Annotated in this window: 21 protein-coding genes; 8 read left to right on the top strand and 13 right to left on the bottom strand. The window is 40.4% G+C overall.

All coding sequences use genetic code 11. The features are described from left to right. Nucleotides 1-35 precede the first annotated feature (35 nt). On the bottom strand, nt 36-623 hold the full coding sequence (gene hisH, locus WAA15_RS05865) for an imidazole glycerol phosphate synthase subunit HisH (protein WP_337041667.1): 588 nt from the start codon (nt 621-623) through the stop codon (nt 36-38). 263 nt (nt 624-886) lie between these two features. Between hisH and WAA15_RS05860 the strand changes: the two genes are divergently transcribed. Further along, nucleotides 887-2,248, top strand: coding sequence for a deoxyguanosinetriphosphate triphosphohydrolase (locus tag WAA15_RS05860; RefSeq protein ID WP_337041666.1), 1,362 nt, complete (start codon nt 887-889; stop codon nt 2,246-2,248). Between the two features lie 6 nt (nt 2,249-2,254). Here the strand turns inward: WAA15_RS05860 and WAA15_RS05855 are convergent, their stop codons facing one another. Continuing rightward, nucleotides 2,255-2,689 (bottom strand): hypothetical protein, encoded by a 435-nt coding sequence (locus tag WAA15_RS05855; protein WP_337041665.1) that lies wholly within the window; start codon nt 2,687-2,689, stop codon nt 2,255-2,257. A gap of 357 nt (nt 2,690-3,046) precedes the next feature. On the opposite strand from WAA15_RS05855, the gene WAA15_RS05850 reads away from it, so the two are divergent. Both WAA15_RS05850 and WAA15_RS05845 read left to right on the top strand, forming a co-directional pair. After that, a complete protein-coding gene (locus WAA15_RS05850; protein ID WP_337041663.1) occupies nt 3,047-3,889 on the top strand; it encodes a fumarylacetoacetate hydrolase family protein in 843 nt (280 codons plus the stop codon). 69 nt (nt 3,890-3,958) lie between these two features. Continuing rightward, nucleotides 3,959-5,521 carry an aldehyde dehydrogenase (NADP(+)) gene (locus WAA15_RS05845; RefSeq protein WP_337041662.1) on the top strand — a complete coding sequence of 521 codons (1,563 nt, stop codon included), beginning with the start codon at nt 3,959-3,961 and terminating at the stop codon, nt 5,519-5,521. Nucleotides 5,522-5,580: 59 nt separating this feature from the next. Here WAA15_RS05845 and WAA15_RS05840 read toward each other — a convergent pair whose 3' ends face one another. From WAA15_RS05840 to WAA15_RS05825, 4 genes are all read right to left on the bottom strand, one after another. Further along, entirely contained in the window at nt 5,581-6,390 is an 810-nt protein-coding gene (locus tag WAA15_RS05840) for an enoyl-ACP reductase FabI (protein ID WP_337041661.1), read from the bottom strand. Nucleotides 6,391-6,568: 178 nt separating this feature from the next. Next, the gene (locus tag WAA15_RS05835) at nt 6,569-7,060 is read right to left on the bottom strand and encodes an SRPBCC family protein (RefSeq protein ID WP_337041660.1); all 492 of its coding nucleotides are present in this window, start codon (nt 7,058-7,060) and stop codon (nt 6,569-6,571) included. A gap of 53 nt (nt 7,061-7,113) precedes the next feature. Then, nucleotides 7,114-7,578: a VOC family protein gene (locus WAA15_RS05830; protein ID WP_337041658.1), complete on the bottom strand. Its 465-nt coding sequence runs from the start codon at nt 7,576-7,578 to the stop codon at nt 7,114-7,116. Between the two features lie 81 nt (nt 7,579-7,659). After that, the gene (locus tag WAA15_RS05825; protein ID WP_337041656.1) at nt 7,660-8,001 is read right to left on the bottom strand and encodes an ArsR/SmtB family transcription factor; all 342 of its coding nucleotides are present in this window, start codon (nt 7,999-8,001) and stop codon (nt 7,660-7,662) included. 232 nt (nt 8,002-8,233) lie between these two features. On the opposite strand from WAA15_RS05825, the gene WAA15_RS05820 reads away from it, so the two are divergent. The 3 genes from WAA15_RS05820 to WAA15_RS05810 are packed head-to-tail and all read left to right on the top strand — an operon-like array spanning nt 8,234 to nt 12,753. After that, complete coding sequence (locus tag WAA15_RS05820) at nt 8,234-10,585, top strand: TonB-dependent receptor (protein ID WP_337041654.1); 2,352 nt, start codon at nt 8,234-8,236, stop codon at nt 10,583-10,585. A 4-nt stretch (nt 10,586-10,589) separates the two neighbouring features. Next, entirely contained in the window at nt 10,590-11,612 is a 1,023-nt protein-coding gene (locus WAA15_RS05815; RefSeq protein ID WP_337041653.1) for a DUF4249 domain-containing protein, read from the top strand. 13 nt (nt 11,613-11,625) lie between these two features. Continuing rightward, nucleotides 11,626-12,753 carry a hypothetical protein gene (locus WAA15_RS05810; protein WP_337041652.1) on the top strand — a complete coding sequence of 376 codons (1,128 nt, stop codon included), beginning with the start codon at nt 11,626-11,628 and terminating at the stop codon, nt 12,751-12,753. A 61-nt stretch (nt 12,754-12,814) separates the two neighbouring features. Here WAA15_RS05810 and WAA15_RS05805 read toward each other — a convergent pair whose 3' ends face one another. The 7 genes from WAA15_RS05805 to WAA15_RS05775 all read right to left on the bottom strand — a co-directional run bounded on the left by WAA15_RS05805 (nt 12,815) and on the right by WAA15_RS05775 (nt 20,116). Continuing rightward, nucleotides 12,815-14,614, bottom strand: a complete 1,800-nt coding sequence (locus tag WAA15_RS05805) for an acyl-CoA dehydrogenase family protein (protein WP_337041651.1) — start codon at nt 14,612-14,614, stop codon at nt 12,815-12,817. 133 nt (nt 14,615-14,747) lie between these two features. Next, complete coding sequence (locus WAA15_RS05800; RefSeq protein WP_337041650.1) at nt 14,748-15,518, bottom strand: hypothetical protein; 771 nt, start codon at nt 15,516-15,518, stop codon at nt 14,748-14,750. A 115-nt stretch (nt 15,519-15,633) separates the two neighbouring features. Further along, entirely contained in the window at nt 15,634-17,091 is a 1,458-nt protein-coding gene (locus WAA15_RS05795; RefSeq protein ID WP_337041649.1) for a nicotinate phosphoribosyltransferase, read from the bottom strand. Between the two features lie 23 nt (nt 17,092-17,114). Continuing rightward, nucleotides 17,115-17,849 (bottom strand): metallophosphoesterase family protein, encoded by a 735-nt coding sequence (locus WAA15_RS05790; RefSeq protein ID WP_337041647.1) that lies wholly within the window; start codon nt 17,847-17,849, stop codon nt 17,115-17,117. Next, entirely contained in the window at nt 17,846-18,388 is a 543-nt protein-coding gene (locus tag WAA15_RS05785; protein ID WP_337041646.1) for an RNA 2'-phosphotransferase, read from the bottom strand. The genes WAA15_RS05790 and WAA15_RS05785 overlap by 4 nt, the downstream gene beginning before the upstream one ends. 119 nt (nt 18,389-18,507) lie before the next feature. After that, complete coding sequence (gene prs / locus WAA15_RS05780) at nt 18,508-19,347, bottom strand: ribose-phosphate diphosphokinase (protein WP_337041644.1); 840 nt, start codon at nt 19,345-19,347, stop codon at nt 18,508-18,510. 67 nt (nt 19,348-19,414) lie between these two features. Continuing rightward, nucleotides 19,415-20,116, bottom strand: a complete 702-nt coding sequence (locus tag WAA15_RS05775; protein WP_337041643.1) for an NUDIX hydrolase — start codon at nt 20,114-20,116, stop codon at nt 19,415-19,417. A 205-nt stretch (nt 20,117-20,321) separates the two neighbouring features. Here WAA15_RS05775 and WAA15_RS05770 point away from each other — a divergent pair, with 205 nt between their 5' ends. Together WAA15_RS05770 and WAA15_RS05765 are read left to right on the top strand one after the other, a co-directional pair. After that, the gene (locus WAA15_RS05770) at nt 20,322-21,392 is read left to right on the top strand and encodes a branched-chain amino acid aminotransferase (protein ID WP_337041642.1); all 1,071 of its coding nucleotides are present in this window, start codon (nt 20,322-20,324) and stop codon (nt 21,390-21,392) included. Between the two features lie 250 nt (nt 21,393-21,642). Then, nucleotides 21,643-22,110, top strand: coding sequence for a MarR family winged helix-turn-helix transcriptional regulator (locus WAA15_RS05765; protein WP_337041640.1), 468 nt, complete (start codon nt 21,643-21,645; stop codon nt 22,108-22,110). The last annotated feature ends 14 nt before the right edge of the window (nt 22,111-22,124 follow it).

Here is a 22,124-nt window from a genome sequence, read left to right as displayed (position 1 = left end):
TTTTTGTCGTATTCCGGTATGGTATAAAACTGGTGTTAAATCTTTAAAAAATTCTCAAAAATCTTCTGGCCTACATCTCCGCTGATTTCCGAGTGAAATTGTGCTGCAAAAAAGTTGTCTTTTTGTAGCATAGCCGAGTACTCGAGCATATAGGTGGTTCGGGCTACGGTAAAATCGCACAGGGGGGCATAGTAGCCATGGTTATAGTATACATACGAATGTTCTGTTAGGTCATCAGTTAGCGAACACCCATAACCATAAATATCGTTCCAGCCTGTTTGTGGCACTTTAAAACCCTTTATAACCGGAAATTTAAGTACAGGCACATCAAACACACCGAGGCAGTCGGTGTTGTTTTCTTCTGACGACCTACACAATAACTGCATACCTACACAAGTACCCAGAAAAGGCTGTTTTAGCGTCGGGATTAGTTTGTCAAGGCCACTTTCGCGGAGGCTTTTCATGGCTGTGCTGGCCTCACCTACACCCGGAAAAATAATCCTTTCGGCCGAACTGATTACCTCGGGGTTGTCAGAGAGTTCGTAAGTCACACCAATGCGTTCGAGCGCGTACATAACCGACTGCACATTACCCGCATTATATTTAATGATAATTACTTTCAAAACGGAGAAAAATTGGAGATTGAATGCAAATACTATTATCAATACAAATCTATATTTATGTAAGTAGAATATTAATGTTTTATGAGAAAAGTTCTATTATTTCTTTCTATAATTTAATAGATTGTGAAGGGTTTTGTCTGGTATCACTAAAAGTGGGCTCGTTGCAAATATTTTTTGGTGAAAAATCCTGAAAATAATATCAGGGCTACACCCTACTGCAAGAGGCATTGTGTATCTTGCAACATAAATTTTAATATTTTATCATGTATTGGCAAACGCTTTTTTCTAATAAACGACTAGGAGCAGAAGACAAAAATGCTCAGGATAGTTTCCGAAATGATTATATGCGAGACTATGACCGATTAATTTTTTCGTCGCAGTTCAGGCGTTTGCAAAACAAAACACAGGTGTTTCCGTTGCCCGGGGCAGTTTTTGTGCATAACAGGCTTACGCATAGTTTGGAAGTGGCCTCTGTGGGGCGGTCGTTGGGTAAAGCTATCGGTGAAAAAATAGTGGCTAAATACGACCACACACTCACACAGGAGGCAAAAGAATTTTACAAGTTTGAACTCTCGGCGGTAGTCATGACTGCCTGCATTGCCCATGACATCGGCAACCCGCCTTTCGGGCATTCGGGCGAAGATGCTATCAGAACGTATTTTAAAGAGCTTGAAGAAGACAAAAAAGCAATTCTGACCGAAGCCCTGATCGAAAACCAGTTTAATGATTTTAAAAATTTTGAAGGCAATGCCAATGCTTTTCGTATTCTGACCAGTATTTTTAACCAGAGTAACCTGAACCTGACTTATACCACGTTGGCATCGATTATTAAGTATCCGGCCAACTCGACCGAGGGGTTCAGAAAAACAGGGTTGATTTCTACTAAAAAATCAGGTTTTTTTGATACCGAAAGCGAGTTTTACCGCCGTATAGCGGCAGAGTTACAAATTAATCAGCTAGACGATACCGCCAATGTGTTTGCGCGGCACCCGTTTGTGTATCTGGTCGAGGCCGCTGATGATATCTGTTATCGTATCATAGACTTGGAAGATGCCCATCGTTTAGGAATTTTATCGATTCATGAGGTGCGGCAATTGCTGGAGCCTTTCTTTGAAAAAAGAGAAGGTAAGCCCAGTATCAGCGAGCGTGTCGATACCATTGAAGATGATAAACAGAAGTTGTCTTTTTTGCGGGCAATGCTCATAGGCCAGTTAACAGCTAAATGCACAGAAGTGTTTTTTACCTACGAAGAACAACTATTGGCCGGTACGCTGAATAAACCGCTGATAGACCTTCTGGATGAAAAAACTACGTTGTTGATTAAAAAAATTGATGAAATATCAATCAGAAAAATTTACAACGATAAGTCGGTTGTTGAAATAGAAATTGCAGGTTACCATGTAATAGGCGGTTTGCTGAAAGAGTTTGTTTCGGCGGTGTTATCGCCCGATTCGCCTAAATCAAAGAAATTGCTAAAACTGATTCCAAATCAGTTCAGAATCAGCAAAGGGCAGGGTTTATATCAGAACCTGCAATCGGTAGTAGATTTTATTTCAGGCATGACAGACCTCTTTGCCATAGACCTTTACCGAAAAATTACAGGTATACAAATTCCGCAGTTATAAACTGTTTTACTGGTTTTTCTTGCGTTTGCCGAAAACATAGGCAACCCCTAAATTGGCGCGGAAAATTCCTAAATCGAACTGTTTATTGGCATACGGAGACAACTCAAATACGCCCTGAAACTGTGGAAGTTTTTCGATAGGAGAAACCCGCACACCCAAGTTAAAAAAGTAGCCCTCTAGCGGATTCCTCTTGCTAGCGTCGGTGTTGAGGTAATTCAAAAAATTGGCTTTTATGCCAGCACCTATGTAAAACTTTGCTTTGGGGCCTTTAGTGAGGTTTATCATCGGAGAAATATCCGTGCTGAGTGATGAGAAATAGGAGTTCATCTGAAACCGGAAATCGACCCATACAGGTTTATTGGGGTTACTTGCGATTGAAAAAATAGAATTAAAAGGGTAATAGGTAAACGCCTGCGAATAACTTGCAGCACTTGTTATCATAAAACAACAGATGAATAGTAATTTTCTTAGCATAAAAGTGGTTTTAAGTTTCCTGCCGCTAAGTTAAGATAAATATTCATAGTACTTAAACAACAATTCTAAGTAATATACAATATGAAGTATATTGTATTAGTTTAATTGAGAGTTTTTAATAAAATTTGTAACAAATAGCCAAACAGATAAGTTAAATGTTATTAATATGCTCCGATTAATGTTTTTTTAATTACTAAGTATAACAAAAAAATGCTTAGTTTATCTTTTGGAATTCTTAAAAGAGTACAATAAATAGAAGAAATACCAGAACAGACTGCCAATGAGCCTGTTTGCTTAATATTGATAAAATTACTGTGCCGCTCAATGAAAGCCTATAAAACCTTACAAGGATTCGTTATCGAATACCAAAACCAGTATTTTCTCTCTCGTCATCAGGACTGGGATTTATTCATTAATCGCGAAGATTTATTTTTTGAATTACAGCGTGAAATACAGTTGCTTTCGCCTGTGCCAGAATACAAGTCTTTGATTGATAATAGTTTACAGGCCCCGATTCAGTCGCAGGAAGTATGGGCTGCCGGAGTTACCTATCTGCGCAGCAGGGATGCACGTATGGAAGAATCGAAAAATGCAGGCGGAGATAACTTTTATGACCGTGTATATGATGCCGAAAGGCCAGAGATTTTCTTTAAGTCTACACCTGCACGTGTAGTAGGGTCGGGGCAGAGGGTACGTATCCGCAAAGATTCCAAGTGGAATGTGCCAGAGCCTGAACTTACCTTGTTTATTAACTCAAAAGGACAGATTTCGGGCTACACAGTTGGCAACGATATGAGTTCGAGAGATATTGAAGGCGAAAACCCGTTGTATCTGCCTCAGGCAAAGTCTTATGATAAAAGTACTGCCATAGGGCCTTGTATCAGGATTCTGGATGAACCTATTTCGTCAGAATCAATGATTAAAATTGAAATCTTACGCTTTGATATACCATTTTTTACTGATTCGATAGCCATTAACCGTATGAAACGGAAACATACCGAACTGGTAGAGTTCCTTTTCAGGGAAACATCGTTTCCACATGGGTGTTTTCTGATGACAGGGACAGGCATTGTGCCACCTAATGATTTTACTCTGGAGGTAGGCGATGAAATCAGAATTACCATTGAGGGCATAGGTACCCTTGTTAATACCGTAGAAACAAAATAATAATTATCATAAACCCATAATAACGTTAGGTTGCAAGCTTATTGCGGCCTATTGTTATTGACTTCTACAATGCAACTCACAGGAAGAAACATTATCGGCTTTGAATCCTTTTCAGAAGGTACAGTAGCCATACAAGGTATTAATCCGGCCACGGGCGAAACCCTTGCACCCCTCTTTTTTAAAGCAACCCTCGACGAACTTGAATATGCGGCTGAAAAAGCCGAGAAAGCGTTTCAGATTTACCGCAAAAAATCAGGTTTTGAAAAAGCTAATTTCCTGGAAAAAATAGCAGAAGAAATAGAAAATCTGGGTGATACCCTGCTTGAAAGATATACGATGGAATCGGGCTTGCCACAAGCCAGAGCCATTGGTGAAAGAGGCCGGACGCTAGGGCAACTTCGGTTATACGCTCAGCTTTTGCGCGAAGGCTCATGGGTAAATGCACGCATTGATGCAGCCATGCCAGACCGCCAGCCAGCCCCACGCCCTGACCTCCGCTCAATGGAACGACCTCTCGGTGTGGTAGGTGTTTTCGGAGCAAGTAATTTTCCTTTGGCATTCTCGGTAGCGGGTGGCGATACCACCTCGGCATTTGCAGCAGGTTGTTGTGTTATTTTTAAAGCACATCCGGCGCATTTAGGTACTTCCGAACTGGTAGGTAAAGCTGTTCAGAAAGCTGCCGAAGCCACCAATATGCCTGATGGCGTTTTTTCTTTATTGTTTGATGATGGCCACGAGGTCGGAATGGCTCTGGTAAAACATCCTGTGGTAAAAGCCATTGGTTTTACGGGTTCGTTCAAAGGCGGAAAAGCCCTTTTCGATGCAGCCGTTAGCCGTCCTCAGCCAATTCCGGTATATGCCGAAATGGGAAGTGTAAACCCTGTATTTGTGTTACCTAAAATACTTGCCGAAAAAGGCAGAGCTATTGCTAATAGCTATCTGGCTTCGGCTACGTTGGGGGTTGGCCAGTTCTGTACCAATCCGGGTATTCTGTTCCTGCAAAATAATAAAGATTTTATGGAGGAAATAGAAAAAAATGCCTCAAATACACAAGGAGGGGTTATGCTTACGCCGGGTATTCGGGATGCATACGTAAGAGGAACCGACCACTCAAGGCAATTTACCGAAGTAGTAGGCATTGGTAAAGCCCCTGAAGGCTTTACGGCCGTAGAACCCATTATTTTACGTACTGATATAGCTTCTTTAAATGCTAAGCCTGAACTAGCTGAGGAAATATTCGGGCCTACAAGCCTTGTAGTAGAGGCAAATACCAAAGAAGAAATACTCATAGCTGCTCAAAATCTGGTAGGCCACCTGACGGCAACCGTACACGGTACGCCTGAGGATTTAGAAGAATATACCGAATTACTTGATATTCTGGAGCAAAAAGTAGGCAGGCTCATCATAAATGGTTTCCCGACAGGCGTAGAAGTAAATCATGCGATGGTACATGGTGGGCCTTTTCCGGCTACGACCGATTCGCGTACTACTTCGGTAGGCACAAGAGCCATTACACGTTTTACACGTCCGGTAAGTTTTCAGGATTTTCCCGATAGCCTTTTGCCCGATGAATTGAAAGATGATAATCCGCTAAATATCTGGCGTATGATTGAAGGAGAATTAAAGAAATAAAAATAAAAAACAGGAGCCGGAAGGTTCCTGTTTTTTTATTAAGAGATGTATCAGAATCATTAGTTCAACAGATTCATAATATCTTCCGAAATACCTGTGTTTACAAATCCTCCGTCATGGAAAAGATTCTGCATGGTTACCATTCTGGTAAGGTCTGAGAATAGCGTAATGACGTAATCGGCACAATCATCTGCCGAGGCGTTGCCTAGTGGGGCAATTTTATCGGCAAAGTCATAAAATTTATCAAATCCTCCGATACCAGTTCCGGCAGTAGTTTTTGTAGGCGACTGCGAAACCGTATTTACACGAACTTTCTTTAATTTACCGTAACGATACCCGTAGCTGCGTGCAATTGATTCCAGCATGGCTTTGGCTTCTGCCATGTCGGTATAAAACGGGAAAGTACGTTGAGCAGCCATATAACTCAAAGCTACTACCGACCCCCATTCATTGATTGCATCCATTTTTTCGGCTACCTGTAAAAATTTATGGAAAGATAAAGCCGATACATCTACGCTTTTCAAAAACCAGTCATAATTCAAATCGCCATAGGCTTTGCCTTTACGAATATTCGGCGACATACCAATAGAGTGCAACACGAAGTCAACCTTTCCGCCTAAAACATCCATCGATTTGGTGTAGAGGTTTTCAATTTCTTCTACAACAGTTGCATCTGCCGGAATAATCTCTGCTTCGCAGGCTTCGGCCAATTTCTTAATTTCGCCCATTCTCATTGCGATAGGGGCATTAGTTAATACGATTGATGCACCTTCTTCTTTCGCTTTCAGTGCTACTTTCCATGCAATAGATTTCTCGTCTAAAGCACCCGAAATAATTCCTTTTTTACCTTTAAGTAGTCCGTATGCCATGATGTATAAGTTTAAATCTTTGATTGTAGAAGCCTCTACAATGATGTCATAATAGTATTTGGAGTGCCAAAGGTAGTTATTTTCCAAAAAATAAAAAACGGTCGTGTTTTTTTGGCTGGCACAACATTTACTTTATTACGCTTAAGCAGGGCATAATACTTATTGGTAAGGCTATTATTTAATTTACTAACCCTTGTTCAAATAATTCATCGAGGCGTTCGTGCCCTTCTGTTACACCACTTTCCATGTTTGAGCGCAGCATCATGTCGCGGTCGGCTATTGACTGAAAAACCGAAAGCGTAGTTACTCTGGTTCTATTATCGGGTAGGGTTTCAAAGCGGGCTGTTTCTAGCGATACGTGCCCTTTGGCTCCTTCAAACTCAAAAGTCTGAATGGCCCGCTCAGGGGCATTAATCTCATGAAAAACCCCACGAAACGCATATTCTTCTCCGTTTTTACCCACATGAATATAACGATACTCGCCGCCGCTTCGGGCATCAAATTTTTCTACCTGCATCTGGTATCCTCGTGGGCCTAGCCATTGTTTTAGAAGCTCTGGGTCAGTATAGGCTTTAAAAACCAGTTCACGAGGGGCTTCAAATTCTCGGGTAATAATAATTTCCTGTTTGCCGGCTTCGCCTACAATTTTTGTTTCATTGCTGTTTTTCATAATTATTGTTCATTAAATTGTGATGGTACATTATTGTCAGGTCTGTATCTGTTTTATGCTTCTGCATAAGCATCTTTTAATTTTTGTATCTCAATTTTATCCATTTGTAGCATGGCATCCATTACTTTTTTAGCTTTTGCGGGGTTAGGGTCATTAAGCAATTGGCCTAAAGCCTGAGGGATAATCTGCCATGATACGCCAAATTTGTCGCGTAGCCAGCCACACCTGTTAGGTGCGCCCCCATTGGCTATTAATTTATCCCATAGTTCATCTACTTCGTCTTGGGTATCACAGTTCACGAAAAATGAAATAGCCGGATTAAAAGCATAGGCAGGGCCACCATCTAACGCCATGAACTCGACGCCTTCCAGTTGAAACTTGGCATTAATGATTTTGTTACCTGCACGGTTAGCAAAGATTATTTTTGTGTTTTTAAAGACAGAGGTATATAGGTTCAGAGCTTCTTCAAGATTTCCGTTGAACCACAAGAACGGGGCAATTTTTTGTTCTTTCTCCATAATTTTGTAGGTTTTAATAAATGATTAATACAATAACTTGAGGTTAGGTAGCAATACACAACCCGACGGCTTTTTTGATGCCTAAGGGTTTTGAGTTTCGCTGTTCTGGTTCTGCTGTTGTAGTCTTTCAAGCAAGGTATCTAGCGCATCGAATTTATGCTCCCAAACCTGACGATACTGCTCTACCCAGTTGGCTACTTCGTTTAACTTCTCCAGTTTGGCTATGCAGTAGTTCTCCCGCCCTTGTTTTTTTATCACAATAAGCCCGCATTCTGTTAAGATTTTGATATGCTTGGAAACCGCCTGCCTGCTTATGTCGAAAGTTTCGGCTACTGCATTCAGATTTAACGCCTGTTTGGCTACAACACCTATAATTTCTCGTCTGGTAGGGTCGGCAATGGCCTGAAATACATCTCTTCTCATGTTGGTAATTATTGTTATGCAACTATACGGTTGCAAATATATATGCAACTAATTGGTTGCGCAAGTTTTGGGTTGTTTTTTTTAGAAAAAATTTTTGTCCTGTTAAAAGTCGTAATCAGAGGATTTTTCCGAACATTCATCGACAAGCACCTGTATATATGTTGTTTAAGAAATAATTATTTGTAATTTTGAATGAATACTTGAGCCTATAATCTTTCTTTTGACCGAAATTATGAGAACTACACTACTTGGTGTGCTATTACTGTTATTCTCCTTTCATGCTATTTCTCAGAGCAGATTTCTTTTATCGGGTACGGTAACAGATGCTACCAGTGGGCAGCCTATACCGGGCGTAGGAGTGTTTTTTTCGGGTTTGTCGTCAGGTACATTAACAGATAGCAGCGGTAAATACATGGTGGCTTTGCCCAAAGGCGGCTATATAGTTACTATGCGCGCTCTGGGTTATAAAGTTGAAACATTTAATATAAACCTGAATCAGAACCTGACACGCTCTGTGCAGCTTTCGGTGCGTGTAGATGAACTGGCAGAAGTGGAAATAAAAACCACTAAAGAAGACCGTAACATCAAAGAAACCCAAATGGGTGTGGTAAAGCTGGAAATGAAAAACCTTAAGAAAATTCCGGTAGTATTTGGCGAAACAGACATCATTAAGGCACTTACTTTACAGCCGGGTATTACAACCGTAGGCGAGGGGGCAGGCGGGTTTAATGTAAGGGGCGGTAGGGTAGACCAAAACCTTGTCTTATTAGATGGTATGCCTATTTATAATACTTCGCATTTACTGGGTTTTCTGAGTAGTATTAATTCAGATGCGTTGTCGGGCGTTTCATTATATAAAGGTGGTATTCCTGCACAATACGGGGGGAGGTTATCGTCGCTTTTGGAGATGAATACCAAAAGCGGAAATGCCGAAAGGCTTACAGGCTCGGTAGGCGTAGGGCTTATTACAAGTAAAGTAGTACTTGAGGGACCTATCCTGAAAAACAAAATTACCTTTATGGTAGCAGGGCGCGTAGCTTACCCCAACTTTATGATTAACCAATTTCCGGCACCTACCGATAAAAGTAAGGCTTTTTTCTATGACCTGAATGCAAAAATTCAGTACAGAATCAATAGTAAAAATATTCTGACCTTAAACAGTTACCGGAGTTACGATAATTTCAAGTTTGCCGATGATACCCTCTATTATGCCAAAACACAAAACCTGAGCATACAATACAGTAACCTCATTAACAAAAACCTTTCGCTTAATTTTCAAGGGATTTACTGTAATTATAATTTTGGTACGCAAGGCTACCGCACCGATTATGAATTTACTCTTAATTCAAATGTACGCCATAACGAACTAAGGGCTTTCGCTTTATATACCCCCAAAGAACAACTAAAAGCCGAAATAGGTGTTAATGCCATAGATTATAATATTAGTCCGGGTAATCTTAAGCCTGATGTGAGTACCTCAAGCATTATTACATTAGACCTGCCCAGAGAATTTGCCCGTGAGGTGTCGCCTTATGTAAGTGTTGACTGGTCTATTACTTCAAAAATCAGTTTGCAGGCAGGAGCGCGCTATTCTATTTTTCAGAATTTAGGCCCCAAACAAGTATTTGACTACGCCGAGGGGCAGTCGAGGAGTAGCCAGAGTGTTATTGATAGCATATCTTACGGAAAAAATCAGGTAATCAAACAATACGGAGGTATCGAGCCGAGGCTTTCGCTTCGTTTTGCTATTACTAAAAGCTCGGCTGTTAAGTTCAGTTACAATCGGATGCGCCAGTATTTGCACCTTATTTCAAATACTACGGCTATTTCGCCTGTCGATTTCTGGAAGGTATCCGACAAGCATATTCCGCCACAGATAGCCGACCAGTTATCGTTCGGAATCTTCAAAAACTTCAAGGATAATACCTACGAAACATCCATTGAGGCATACTATAAAGACATCCAGAACCTGGTAGAATATAAAAATGGGGCAAGGTTATATTTTAACCCGACTATTGAAACCGAGCTTATTGCCGCTAAAGGTAAGGCTTATGGCATTGAAGGGAGTATCCAGAAAAACAAGGGGCGGCTGAAAGGTAGCTTGTCGTACACTTATTCAAGAACATTGGCAAGGGTTCAGTCAGACTTCCCTTCTGAACAGATTAATCGGGGCGAGTGGTTTCCTTCTACTTTTGACAAACCCCATAATCTGGCTATTTCTATTCAGCATTTTATTAGTAACGGGTGGACATTCTCTGCAAACTTTGTGTATGCCTCAGGCAGGCCAGCCACGTATCCTGACCGTACTTACAGGCTGTTAGGAAAAACAGTTATCGATTATTCATCCAGAAACCTCGACCGTATTCCTGACTACCACCGGCTGGATGCCTCTTTGTTGAAAGATACCAGAAAAACCCCTGAACAAAAGAAATATACCACGTTCTCGCTATCGTTATATAATATATATGGACGTCGGAATCCGTACTCCATCTATTTTGTGCGCTATAATAATTCTATCCGTTCATATCGTTTGTCGGTGTTTGGCAGTGTCATACCGGCAGTAGCTGTTACTTACAATTTTTAAAAAGATGAAACGAAATATACTATTTATATTACTTGCTATTTTTATTCAGTTGTCGTGCGTGGAGCAGGTAGAGCTACCTTATAGAAACGAAACCCCCATATTGGTAGTAGACGGAGAAATAACCAACGAAAGCCCACCTTACAACTTACGGCTGAGTTATTCGGGCAAGTTTGTTTCTGGGAGTATTATTACTTCCAGACTAGCGGTAAACGGTGCAAGGGTTATTCTGACCGATGACCAGGGCAATTCGGTACGTTTCCGGCAGAATATCTATGAACCAGCCTTATACCAGAGCGATAACCAGTATCAATGCCAGATAGGCCGTTCTTATTCTTTACGTATCGAAATGCCCGATGGAAAAGTGTACATTACCAAACCACAGTTAATGAAGGGTGTACCTGCCATCAATAATATTTATGCCGATAAAACTCAGGACTTTGTTCGTACTTATATAGATACCAAAGACGCCGAAAATTCATCGGATTATTATCGCTGGAAGAGCTATTCCATTTCCCTGAAAATAACCAAAGGAGGCGGGGCCAATACTTGTAGTTTTTCGTGCTGGGCATATAACCGTGACGAAGGAATTAACGTTTTTGCCGATACCTATATTAACGGCAAAGACATTAAAAAACGGCTGGTACATTTTTCACCCATTGACCCTGACGCACCTCTGGCAAAGCATTATATTGAAGTAAAGCAGATGTCAATCTCGCAGGAGGCTTACCTTTTCTGGGAGCAATACGAAGAACAACGCACCAGAACCGGAAGTATTTTTGACCCATTGCCTTCAACCATTATAGGAAATGTAATCAATGAAAAGGACGATAAAGATTTTGCACTAGGCTTTTTTGGGGTGTCGGGAGTTACTACCAGACGCCTGATAGTTGACCCCTCGCAGGTTAGCTTTTCGAACGAACTAAGTATCGGGCTTGTACCTCCGCCGGTAGTAACACAGAAACCAACTTCTGACTGCCAGACAACGTACCCCGGGTATGGTTGCACGCCTCCTGCTGAATGGAAATAAACAGAATGATTTTATGAAAAATAGCTTAAAAATATTACTTCTTGGTGGGGTTCTCTGGGGTTTTGTGGCTTGTGAGAAAAAAGAAATAGTACTGGTTGATGAGTCGCCTACATCAGAAGAAGCACCCACTTATACGCCTGACTCACCCATGTGGCGAAAATTGAGTTCACCCACCAATTATTCGTTCAATGAGGGTATCGTAAAAACAGAAACAGAAAACCTCTATACCTGTGTAATGGGGCGGCCTGATACTACTAATGACCATCTGGCCGTAGATAACCGAAGCCGTATTGATATGATGGGCAATATTGATGCCCAAACAGTTATTACAGGAACATACTCGCCCGAAGGCAATTACTGGAACTTCAGAACAGTGGCGGGCTTGCCTCGCTACTCGCCCATGCTATTGGGGCCTTTTGCTCAATTTGGCCGAACAGAAGTAGAATATTATTCGTTGTTTGGTGGTGGATACACCACTAACGAGAATTATCCCAATGGTGTAAACTATTATACTGATTTCTGGCAGCAGACTGACTTTAACCAGAGTGGCGATATTGTAGGTAAAGGTATTCTGACAGGTTTCATGGCTAATAACGCCGGATATTTTATTGAAAATAATGCCGGAAAACAAATGTGGTATATTAACAATGCCCGCATATACTATAAACGCAAGCCTTTTACGGGTAGTTATCTTGGTAAATTTGCTATGGCTTCGGCTGAGGTAAATAAAAAAGAATTTGGGTTCATGCTACTGGAAAGCGAGAATGAAAAGATAAAAACCAAAGAATTTTACCAGTACGATGCCGATAATGATACTTGGATTAAAAAAGCCGATTTCCCGGGTGAAGACCGTTTCGAGGGTGTGATGTTTGGCGTTGACGACAAAATATACTATGGTCTCGGCCAAAGCAAAACCCAGCCTAAGGGTTTCAGAGATATATGGCAGTACGACCCCGTTACAGACAAATGGGCTAATTTTGCTACTTATCCGGGTAGTGGTAATATTAAAGTTTCTACGGCAAAGGTATCGGGCAAAACCTATATAGGCTTTGGGTATTATATAGGTACTACCAAGATAAATACCGAGAAGTATATCGGTGTGTCAGACTTCTGGGAGTTTGTGCCTACACGGAAACAATAAAAAACCGTCTCCCTAATCAGAAAGACGGTTTATTGATTTTTAGTTGTTGATTACTTGAGCTTTAAAAAATATACTTGTTTGCCTCAATCATGGCATCCGCAATGTTACGGCGTGCATTTTTAAGGTTCATTGGTTCAATTTTGGTGAAGCGTTTTAAGCCCATAAGCATTACTCTTAGTTCATCGCCTTCGGCAAATGAGGTAATGGCTTCACGACCTGAGTTGTTAATTCTTGCAACAGCTTCGTGCAGATAAATCATAGCCATATCTTTTTGTAACGCTGCGGCTGCTTCGCCTCTGGTGCTAATCAGTTTTTCAACCCGTAATAGTGTTGATTCAGCTACATAGATTTCGATAATCATATCTGCAATGTTCATCAGAATTTCCTGTTCTCCCGAAAGAGCCATCATGAATTTCTGTACGGCAGCACCTGCTACCATCAAGGCAGCTTTTTTCAGGTTTTTCAACACTTTCTTTTCGGCGGCAAACAGGCTGTCATCATCAATACTACCGAAGTCAGGTATCGACATAATTTCTTTGGCTACGGCCATGGCAGGAGCCATCAGGTCAATTTCGCCTTTCATGGCACGTTTTAAAAGCATATCTACAATCAACATACGGTTGATTTCGTTAGTGCCTTCAAAAATTCTGTTGATGCGGGCATCGCGGTAGGCACGTTCCATAGGCGCATCGGCCGAGTAACCCATTCCGCCATATACCTGTAAGCTTTCGTCAACGGTATAATCAAGTACTTCAGAGCTATGTACTTTCATGATAGCACATTCAATCGAAAACTGTTCCAATGCTTTCAATTTGGCATCGGCGTCGTTCAAGCCTTGTGCTTTTAAATCTTCAATGGCATCATCAATGTTCTGTCCGGCTCTGTAATTGGCCGACTCCGAAGCAAAAATGCGGGTAGCCATTTCAGCCAGTTTATATTTAATAGCACCAAAAGTAGCAATTGATACGCCAAATTGCTTGCGCTCGTTGGCATAATTAATGGCATGAGCTAATGAGCCTTTTGAGCCACCAATAACTGCAATACCAAGTTTGATACGGCCTATATTTAGGATATTTACTGCAATTTTAAATCCATTGCCACGGGTAGAAAGCATATTTTCGACAGGCACGTGGCAATCGTTAAAGAAAATCTGGCGGGTGTCAGAGCCTTTGATACCTAATTTATGCTCAGGCTCGTTCATGGTAATGCCACCAAAACTTTTTTCGATAATAAAGGCAGTCAGGTTTTTATCGTCATCAATTTTAGCAAACACAATAAACAAATCGGCGAAACCACCATTGGTAATCCACATCTTTTGTCCGTTAATGATATAATGTTTGCCATCGGCCGATAACGCCGCTTTGGTTTTGCCTGAGTTGGCATCTGAGCCTGAATCTGGCTCAGTTAAGCAATAAGCTGCTTTCCATTCGCCTGTGGCTAATAGTGGCAGGTATTTGGCTTTTTGCTCTTCATTACCATAGTAAACAATAGGCAAAGTTCCGATACCGGTATGTGCCGATTGCGCAACTGAAAATGAATGCCCCTGACCTAAGGCTTCGGCTACTAGCATTGAAGTATTGAAGTTCATACCGAATCCGCCGTATTCTTCAGGAACTGCCGTTCCTAGCAGCCCCAACTCGCCAGCCTTTGTCATCAACGACGACATCAGTTCTGGTGATTTGGCATTATCGATTTCGTTCAGGCGTGGATGAATCTCTGTACGTAAAAAATCACGACAGGTTTCAGCAATCATTTGTTGTTCTTCTGAAAATTCTTCCGGAATAAAAATCTGATGTGCTTCTACATCTTTTATCAAGAACTCACCCCCTTTAATAGAGGCTTTGTTTTCAGTTGCTACCATAGTATTAAAAGTTGAAATTGGCAAAATAAAAAGCACTGCAATTGTTATGCGTGCATACTGTTACAAAGATAGCAGATTTTAAAAATATTATGCAAGCATACTATTGTTTTTTTTTAGATAAATAATAGAAGCATTATTTCTTTCTTACCAGAACCCACAATGCCTGACCATTCTGGTAAACAGGTTTTTCGTCAGGGTCATTTCTCTGAGTAAGTTTGTAGAACGTAAGCGTATCTTTTTTTGCCCGAAAACCATATTCGTCCGACGTATTTGTATTATTCAGAATAATAATATCTCCGTCTTCGTTAGCAGCGCAATCGCCGTTAATACAAATGGTGTAAGTAAGGTATTTGTCCCAACCTGTAATCTGCCCGAAGCGGCTAAATTGTAAGGGCGTTTTTGTTGTATCTCCGTCAATGATTTGCCAGTTTCCCTCTAGTACCGTTTTATTAACAGCCGTCTGAAAAGCGGTAGCAGGTTTCACATTCTGGTCAATTAGACCATTCTCTGCTTTGATGAAAGTATAAGTGCGGTTCAAAGATTTATCAAAAAAGGAGAGTGTTTTTCTGGATGCGTTATAAATGATTTGGGTAACAGTATCTTGATTTAATTTTAAGCTTAAAGTATCGCCATTTCTTTTGAATGGCAAGGTAAAAGTTTCTATTTGGCCATTAAAAATAGTAATAGAATCGGGGGTACTATTATTGAGTATAATTTCGGTGGCATAAAATGGGAATTGCTCCGTTACGCCCTGCGGTGATAATGTTTTGTCAAGCGTGATTAAGTAATCTCTACTAATCCAATGACCTGATACATCAGAAAGTGCTTTTTCGCTTTCGCCGGTACTACTATCACAGGCATTTAATAAAACGACTAAGGCAAAAAGGTAAGATAGTTTTTTCATGAGTGTCAGAAAGTGGTTTTGGGGCAAAGATACAATTCTTTAAAACAAGCCTATGTGTATAAGGTATATAAAAATGAGCCGGAAACTACTTTTCTGGCTCATTAGCAGGGTGTTTTCAGGACGCTTTTATTCTTTGTCTGATATTAGCAAGCGAATCATTGATTAGAAGTTTTCCGTCTCTGAAAACTTCTTTTAGTTCGCCCTGTTTTTCTTCTTCCCATGTGCATTGGTCTTTTAACTGATAACGTCCGTTGTGGTCTTTATAAATCTGTATCAATCCCTTTGCCGACTTCTTGGTGCCATCGTCAGTAACGGGGTCTTTATAAATCTCCCGACCTTCGCCATTTACTTCGCCGTAGGTGGCTTTCATGGCAAAACCAAAGGTGTCGCGCGTGTTGTATTGGTAGGTATAAGAGCCAATTCCGAGTACTATATTCGTAGAGGCAAACCCTTTTTGTTTAAGCCTTTCACAAATTTGTGTAGCTCTGTCGAGGGTAATACTATCACCATAAATAGCCCCGATTTTGGGAATCAATTCTTTAAAGCCTTTGTCGTTAATAGACCCTCCGAAGGTGTCCCATAGCAATTCTATAACCCCTTTTTTTTCTTCAGGTGTTTTTCCGTTAGGATTTCCACAGATAATATCCACAGGGTTACCAGAATCAGGACGAATAACCACTTTGCCCTCTCTGTTCATGATTTCGGTTTTTAAATCTGGCAGATAAACCGTTAATACTTTCCATAAATCCCATGTATCAGACACTATCGACACAATGCCTTTAGGGTATACCTCTGTAATCAGATGTTTAAAGGTTTCAAACTCGCCTTCGTTAGTACCCATACACATAACAGAGTGTTCGGTAGCGGCTACTGAGCCACCTATCAGGGTAGTATCTGAGTTAGCATTATAATAAGTTTCAAGAAATGCCAGTGTCGGAATGGTATCAGTACCTGTAAAGCTCAGTAAATGCCCTGCTCCTGAGGTAACAGAGGCTTCAATACCGCCCATGCCCCGCATCGAAAAATCGTGTGCCTGCCAATCGACAAATTCGGGCAATGATGAGGTTTCATAAGCATATTTATCAAGTATTTTGCGGTATTGTCTGGCTATGGTTGCAGATGTGCAAGGCAGCCATATAACAGTCGAAAGTAATGTTTCAAAATAATTAGTTAACCAGAAAAACTCAGGTTTGGTATTATACATTGTAAACATTGGTACACGCACAGGCACGCTTGTGCCTTCAGGTAATGCTTTAAAAACCATAGGTATATAACCCAAGTCGTGTAGGGCTTCTATATGTTTAGTTCCTACCTGATTTTCGCCTAAGTAATTATTAATAAAGCGGGCATATTGTTTTATTACTACTTCTTTAGGCTGGTTAAAAAAATATGTACTGAAATCTTCGATAATGTATTTTTTTAGAAAATATTGTAAGCCAAAAAACACTACTTCAGGGATATTTTCGATTCGACTTTTTCGGGGAGTCCAGTTTGAATAAACTAAAGTAGTGCCAACAGGATACTGTCTGCGATGGTCTACTTTGTAACCATCGGTCATTAATAAAGGATTCATGATTGATTATTGTTATGGAGAAATTATTTATTTCTTCCTTTCTCATTGGGATATAAATCCGGCAAAGCATCACTTTGCCAGAACTCTTTGGTATCTATATCCATAACGGAGAGGCTACCGGTAAAAGCTGCACCTGTGTCGATATTCCAGACATTACAGCCCTTCATGGGGATGCTTACATCATAGTTGAGGGTCGGAGTATGCCCAATAAAGATTTCCTTGAAATGCAATAACCTTTTAGGGTAGAGTTTTGAATCTGTTTTGATATGCTTATCCATCGTAAGGGCCATTTCCCAGAGGGTTCTGTCCCATTGAAAGTTAGACGAGTGAAACTCCTGTGCCGGGCCGTGCATAGAAGTAAAACCTGCATGAACAAAGAGTCTGTTCTGGTCATCTATGTAGTATAACTTCATTCTTTCAAAAAAATTCAGGTGTGCAAGTAGGTCTGCTTCACTTAAATTTTCATAGCTTTTTATAGTTGATTGCCCCCCGTGAAATAACCAGTTCTTCTCCCATTCGCCTTCTTTTAGCCACTCTTCACACCACGTATCATGATTCCCCTTGATAAACACACAAGGCTGTTTCAGGTCCAGTTCCATCAAAAAATCAATTACCTGAGCCGACTCACCCCATCCATCTACGTAATCACCCAGAAAAATGAGTGTATCCTGTGCTGTTACGGCTGCTCGTTTCAGTACCTGTATTAAGGCTTTAAGGCCGCCGTGTATATCGCCTATGACTAAGGTTCTGGGTTTCATAATTTAATGTATTGGCTGGCTACTAGGTCAGTAAGCCAAACGCCATTGTCTGATTGATAAAACAATAAACCATCCTGATACATTTGCGCTGCATTGATTGTGAGTACAACAGGCTTGCCATGCCTTGCCCCAACCTTAAAGGCTGTGTCTGTATCTTGGCTCAAATGTACAAACTGGCGATTCATTTTCTGAATACCATTTGCAAGAATTGAGGCAAGATGTTTTTCAGCAGTGCCATGATACAGAAAATCAGGAGGTATAATAGCTTGTAAAGCTAAGTCTATTTCGACCGAATGCCCCTGATTTGCCCTAATCTTGGTTTTATCTTCACTAAAAGAAAAGCGCTTTTTATCGTTGGTTGCTACAATTTCTTCTAGTTCTTCTCTCGTGAAGTGTCTGCCTTTTCTGGCCGATTTCTGTATTAATTCTTCTACCTCAGCCCAGCCGTTTTCGTTCAAGGTCAGGTTAATTTCTTGTGGTTTATGCCTCAGTACAAGGCTTAAAAACTTGCTGATTATTTTTTTATATTCTTCAGTCATGACCTATTCAGTTGTGAGCAGTAAATAAAAATAATAAATGTACAAACATAAGGTATTAGGTTGCGTATTCATTTTTAATGCCCGCCAATTACATAAACCTTCAACATCATACCCATATTTTATAAAACATCACCTAAGTTAATCTGCACTACATTTTCATTGGTAATGTTTTTAATCGAATCAGTAGTAAATATCTTGTCAAAATAAGGAGCCAGACTTACAAAACCTTTGCTGAAAATTCCGTGGCTTACGGCTAAATATAACTTTCCTGCATTTTTATTTTTTAGTTCCTGAGCTAATCCGGTAAAGGTAGCTCCGCCATCGCAGATGTCGTCTACAATAAGGCAATCCTGACCTTGTAAGTCATCGGCATATACTTTGAAGCCTGAGAGCTTACCTGTTTTTACATCTCGGCTTTTTGAACATTCCACTACTTCAAAACCACCCAAGTATTCAGAAACCTTATATATTTTCTTTAAAGCTCCTCCGTCAGGCGAAATCAGCAGGGGATTTCCACCAATAATCTGGATAGCTTTTTTAATGAAACCGTGGTTCTGAATTACCTCGCAGTTATTTAGCAAAGCAGGGGTTACTTCCGAATGTGGGTCAAAAACCAGCACTTTGCTTAATTGTAAGGCATTAATAATATCGGCATAAACCTTCACAGTTAAAGGTTCGCCAATTATCATAACTCTATCTTGTCGGGCGGCCGGAAAATAAGGGATAAAAGCAGAAATGTCCTTTATTTTCATTCGTCTTAAAGCATCAACGGCTAGGCACAAAAGCCCCAAATCATTAAATGTGTTTAACCGGTGGCTTATTGTCACAGGTTTGGTCATATCAAAATCAGGGCTGATTTTGATATGTGGCTCTCCGCCTGAAAATGTAAATGCTTCAAAATTAATAGTTTGCAGGCTCCGAAACGGGCTAAAGTCTTTATCTAAATTAAGTGTATACATATATTTGCGTATATTTTACGCAAAAATATGTATGGTAAACTTGTTGTCAAAGTTTTTTGTGTAAAATTTACGCAAATTTAATTTCGAAATGAAAGCTGTTACTTAGTAGCGCGTAATATTTATCTTTGTTGAACTTGAATAGCCTTGCTGGCCGTCCGCTGCCGTTATTGATTGAAGGAGCGTTGGTTTCTTCAACAAAACCTAAGCTCAGGATTTTTTTTCTGAAATTACGGCGGTCAATTTCTTGCTCTAGTATAACGCTGTAAAGGTTTTCGAGGTCAGAGAAAGGAAACTCAGTTGCGAGTAAATCGAAGCCAATGGGCTGATAGGTAAGTTTACTTTTCAGACGCTGATGCGCCATTTTTACGATTTGGTTATGGTCGTATCCAAGTTGAGGAATATTACTGATAGCAAACCACTGCGCTTCTTCGGCGTCGGTATCATTCTGCTGAGCAAGTGCAAAATTATCAGGGTTTACAAGCGCAAAGTAAGCCACCGAAATAACTCTAAAACGAGGGTCACGGTTAATGTTGTCTCCGAAAGTATATAGCTGTTCCAGATAATTTACCTTTATGCCTGCTTCCTCTTGTAACTCTCGTGTTACGGCTTCTATTAAAGACTCCTGTTGCAATACAAACCCACCCGGTAGTACCCAAATGCCTTTGAAAGGGCCAAATTTCTGTTTAACCAGCAAAACAAAAAGGGTGTTTTGCTGATACCCAAAAACAATGGCATCGACGGCAACTTTAATATCTTTTATTTCAGTCATATACTCAGGTGGAATTTGCGCAAAAATACTCAGGAATAATAAATTTTATGATAGAAACAGCCTGATTTTTAGCCTGATAGCAAAGCTAAGATTCAAAAAACTTGTCTTAACAACTATTTTTGCATTTTTCCTTGACAATGTGGTATATTATTTGTTGTTTCGCAAATAAAAATTCTTATTCTGGATTCATTTAATAAAGTTTGTTATGACAGAGACGCTAAACTTCGATGTAACGACGGTAGCTGAGAGTAGAATACATCAGCTTGACCCTAATAATATTGTTTTCGGTTCACTCTTTACTGACCACATGCTCGTAGCTGATTACATTAATGGTGAGTGGCAAACACCAAAAATTCTACCTTTTGGCGAAATCAGTTATAATCCGGCGTTGGCAGTGCTGCATTACGGGCAAGCCATTTTTGAAGGCATGAAGGCTTTCAAAAATGATAACGATGAAGTTCTGATGTTCCGTCCGCAAGATAACTGGAAACGTTTTAATATTTCGGCTGAGCGTATGTGCATGGCACAAGTGCCGGAAGAAATATTTATTGGCGGGCTTGAAGAATTATTGCGTCTGGATGCTGCTTGGGTACCAAAAGGCGAAGACAACTCTTTATACCTGAGACCCTTCATGTTTTCGACCGACGTATATCTGGGTGTGCGCCCGTCACAGAGTTATCGTTTCATGATTATCATGAGCCCTGCTGGCAAGTATTACTCTACACCTCCGAAAGTAAAAGTAGAAACCGAGTTTATTCGTGCAGCTCCGGGTGGTGTTGGTTATGCCAAATGTGCTGGTAATTATGCCGCCTCGTTGTATCCGGCTAAACTGGCGCAAGAGCAAGGTTATACACAATTATTATGGACAGATGCCCTTGAACACAAATACTTTGAAGAGTCTGGTACCATGAACGTAATGTTTGTAATAGATGGTAAACTGGTTACTCCGGCAGTAAGTAGCACTATTCTGAAAGGTGTTACGCGTGACTCCCTGATTCAGCTGGCAAAATCACTGAATATTGAAGTTGAAGAAAGAAGAGTATCAGTAGATGAGGTAATTTCAGGCATTACCAACGGAACTGTTACCGAAGTATTCGGTGCCGGAACTGCCGTGGTGGTTTCGCCGTTTGCAGCAGTAGGGTATAATGGCGAAGACTTTGTGTTGCCTGCCATTACTGAAGCCTCTGTTTCATCGAAATTGAAAAAAGCCTTGAACGAAGTTCGTACAGGTAAAGTAGAAGATACCTTCGGTTGGGTGTGGAAAGTAAACGCTTAATCGGTTTTAAATACATTAACAAAGGCGGCTAAAGAAATTTGGCCGCCTTTTCTTTAGTCCAAAAAATAATTTTTAGCCCAAAAACCCTTTATCAGAAAGTGCTGATACTGTGGTGGTTTATTATATTTAACCAATAATAATTATTATAAAAAACAGGGCTGTACACTGAAACATAAAATAATTTTCGTAACAGTATGCCTGCATACTGATTTTTTTCTACATTTGTGGTTACCCGAAGCAAAAAACACCAATGAGGAAGGAAAAAACGATAGATTTTCATATAAAATGGGCTTGGCATGCCATTTCGCGTATGTATAATGCCTATGCAAGTCAATATGATATTACGATGGCCATTGGTTATGTACTGCTCAATATTGACTCAGAGAAAGGCACTCCGGCAACAAAAATAGGCCCGTCGATAGGAATGGAGCCAAGAAGCCTCACCCGAATGCTAAAAACGCTCGAAGAAAAAGGCTGGATTTACCGTGAAACAGACGCTGACGACAAACGCTTTGTAAAAGTGTATCTGACAGAAGAAGGAAAAAAGAAAAGAAACTTTGCGCGCGAAGGAGTAATCATTTTCAATAAAAAAATTCAGGAAATGATACCAGCCGAGAAATTAGCCGTTTTTTTTGAGGTAATTAAAGAAATAAACAGCCTTGTAGACGAAGAAAACAGCAAGGTGAAAGATAATATCATTTTTGAAATCATGTCTTAAAGATAAAGGTCTGA

It is taken from the genome of Emticicia sp. 17c (assembly GCF_037153985.1).
Lineage (GTDB): Bacteria > Bacteroidota > Bacteroidia > Cytophagales > Spirosomataceae > Emticicia.
Note: the sequence above shows the minus strand (reverse complement) of the source record. Positions and strands in the feature narration are given on the sequence as shown.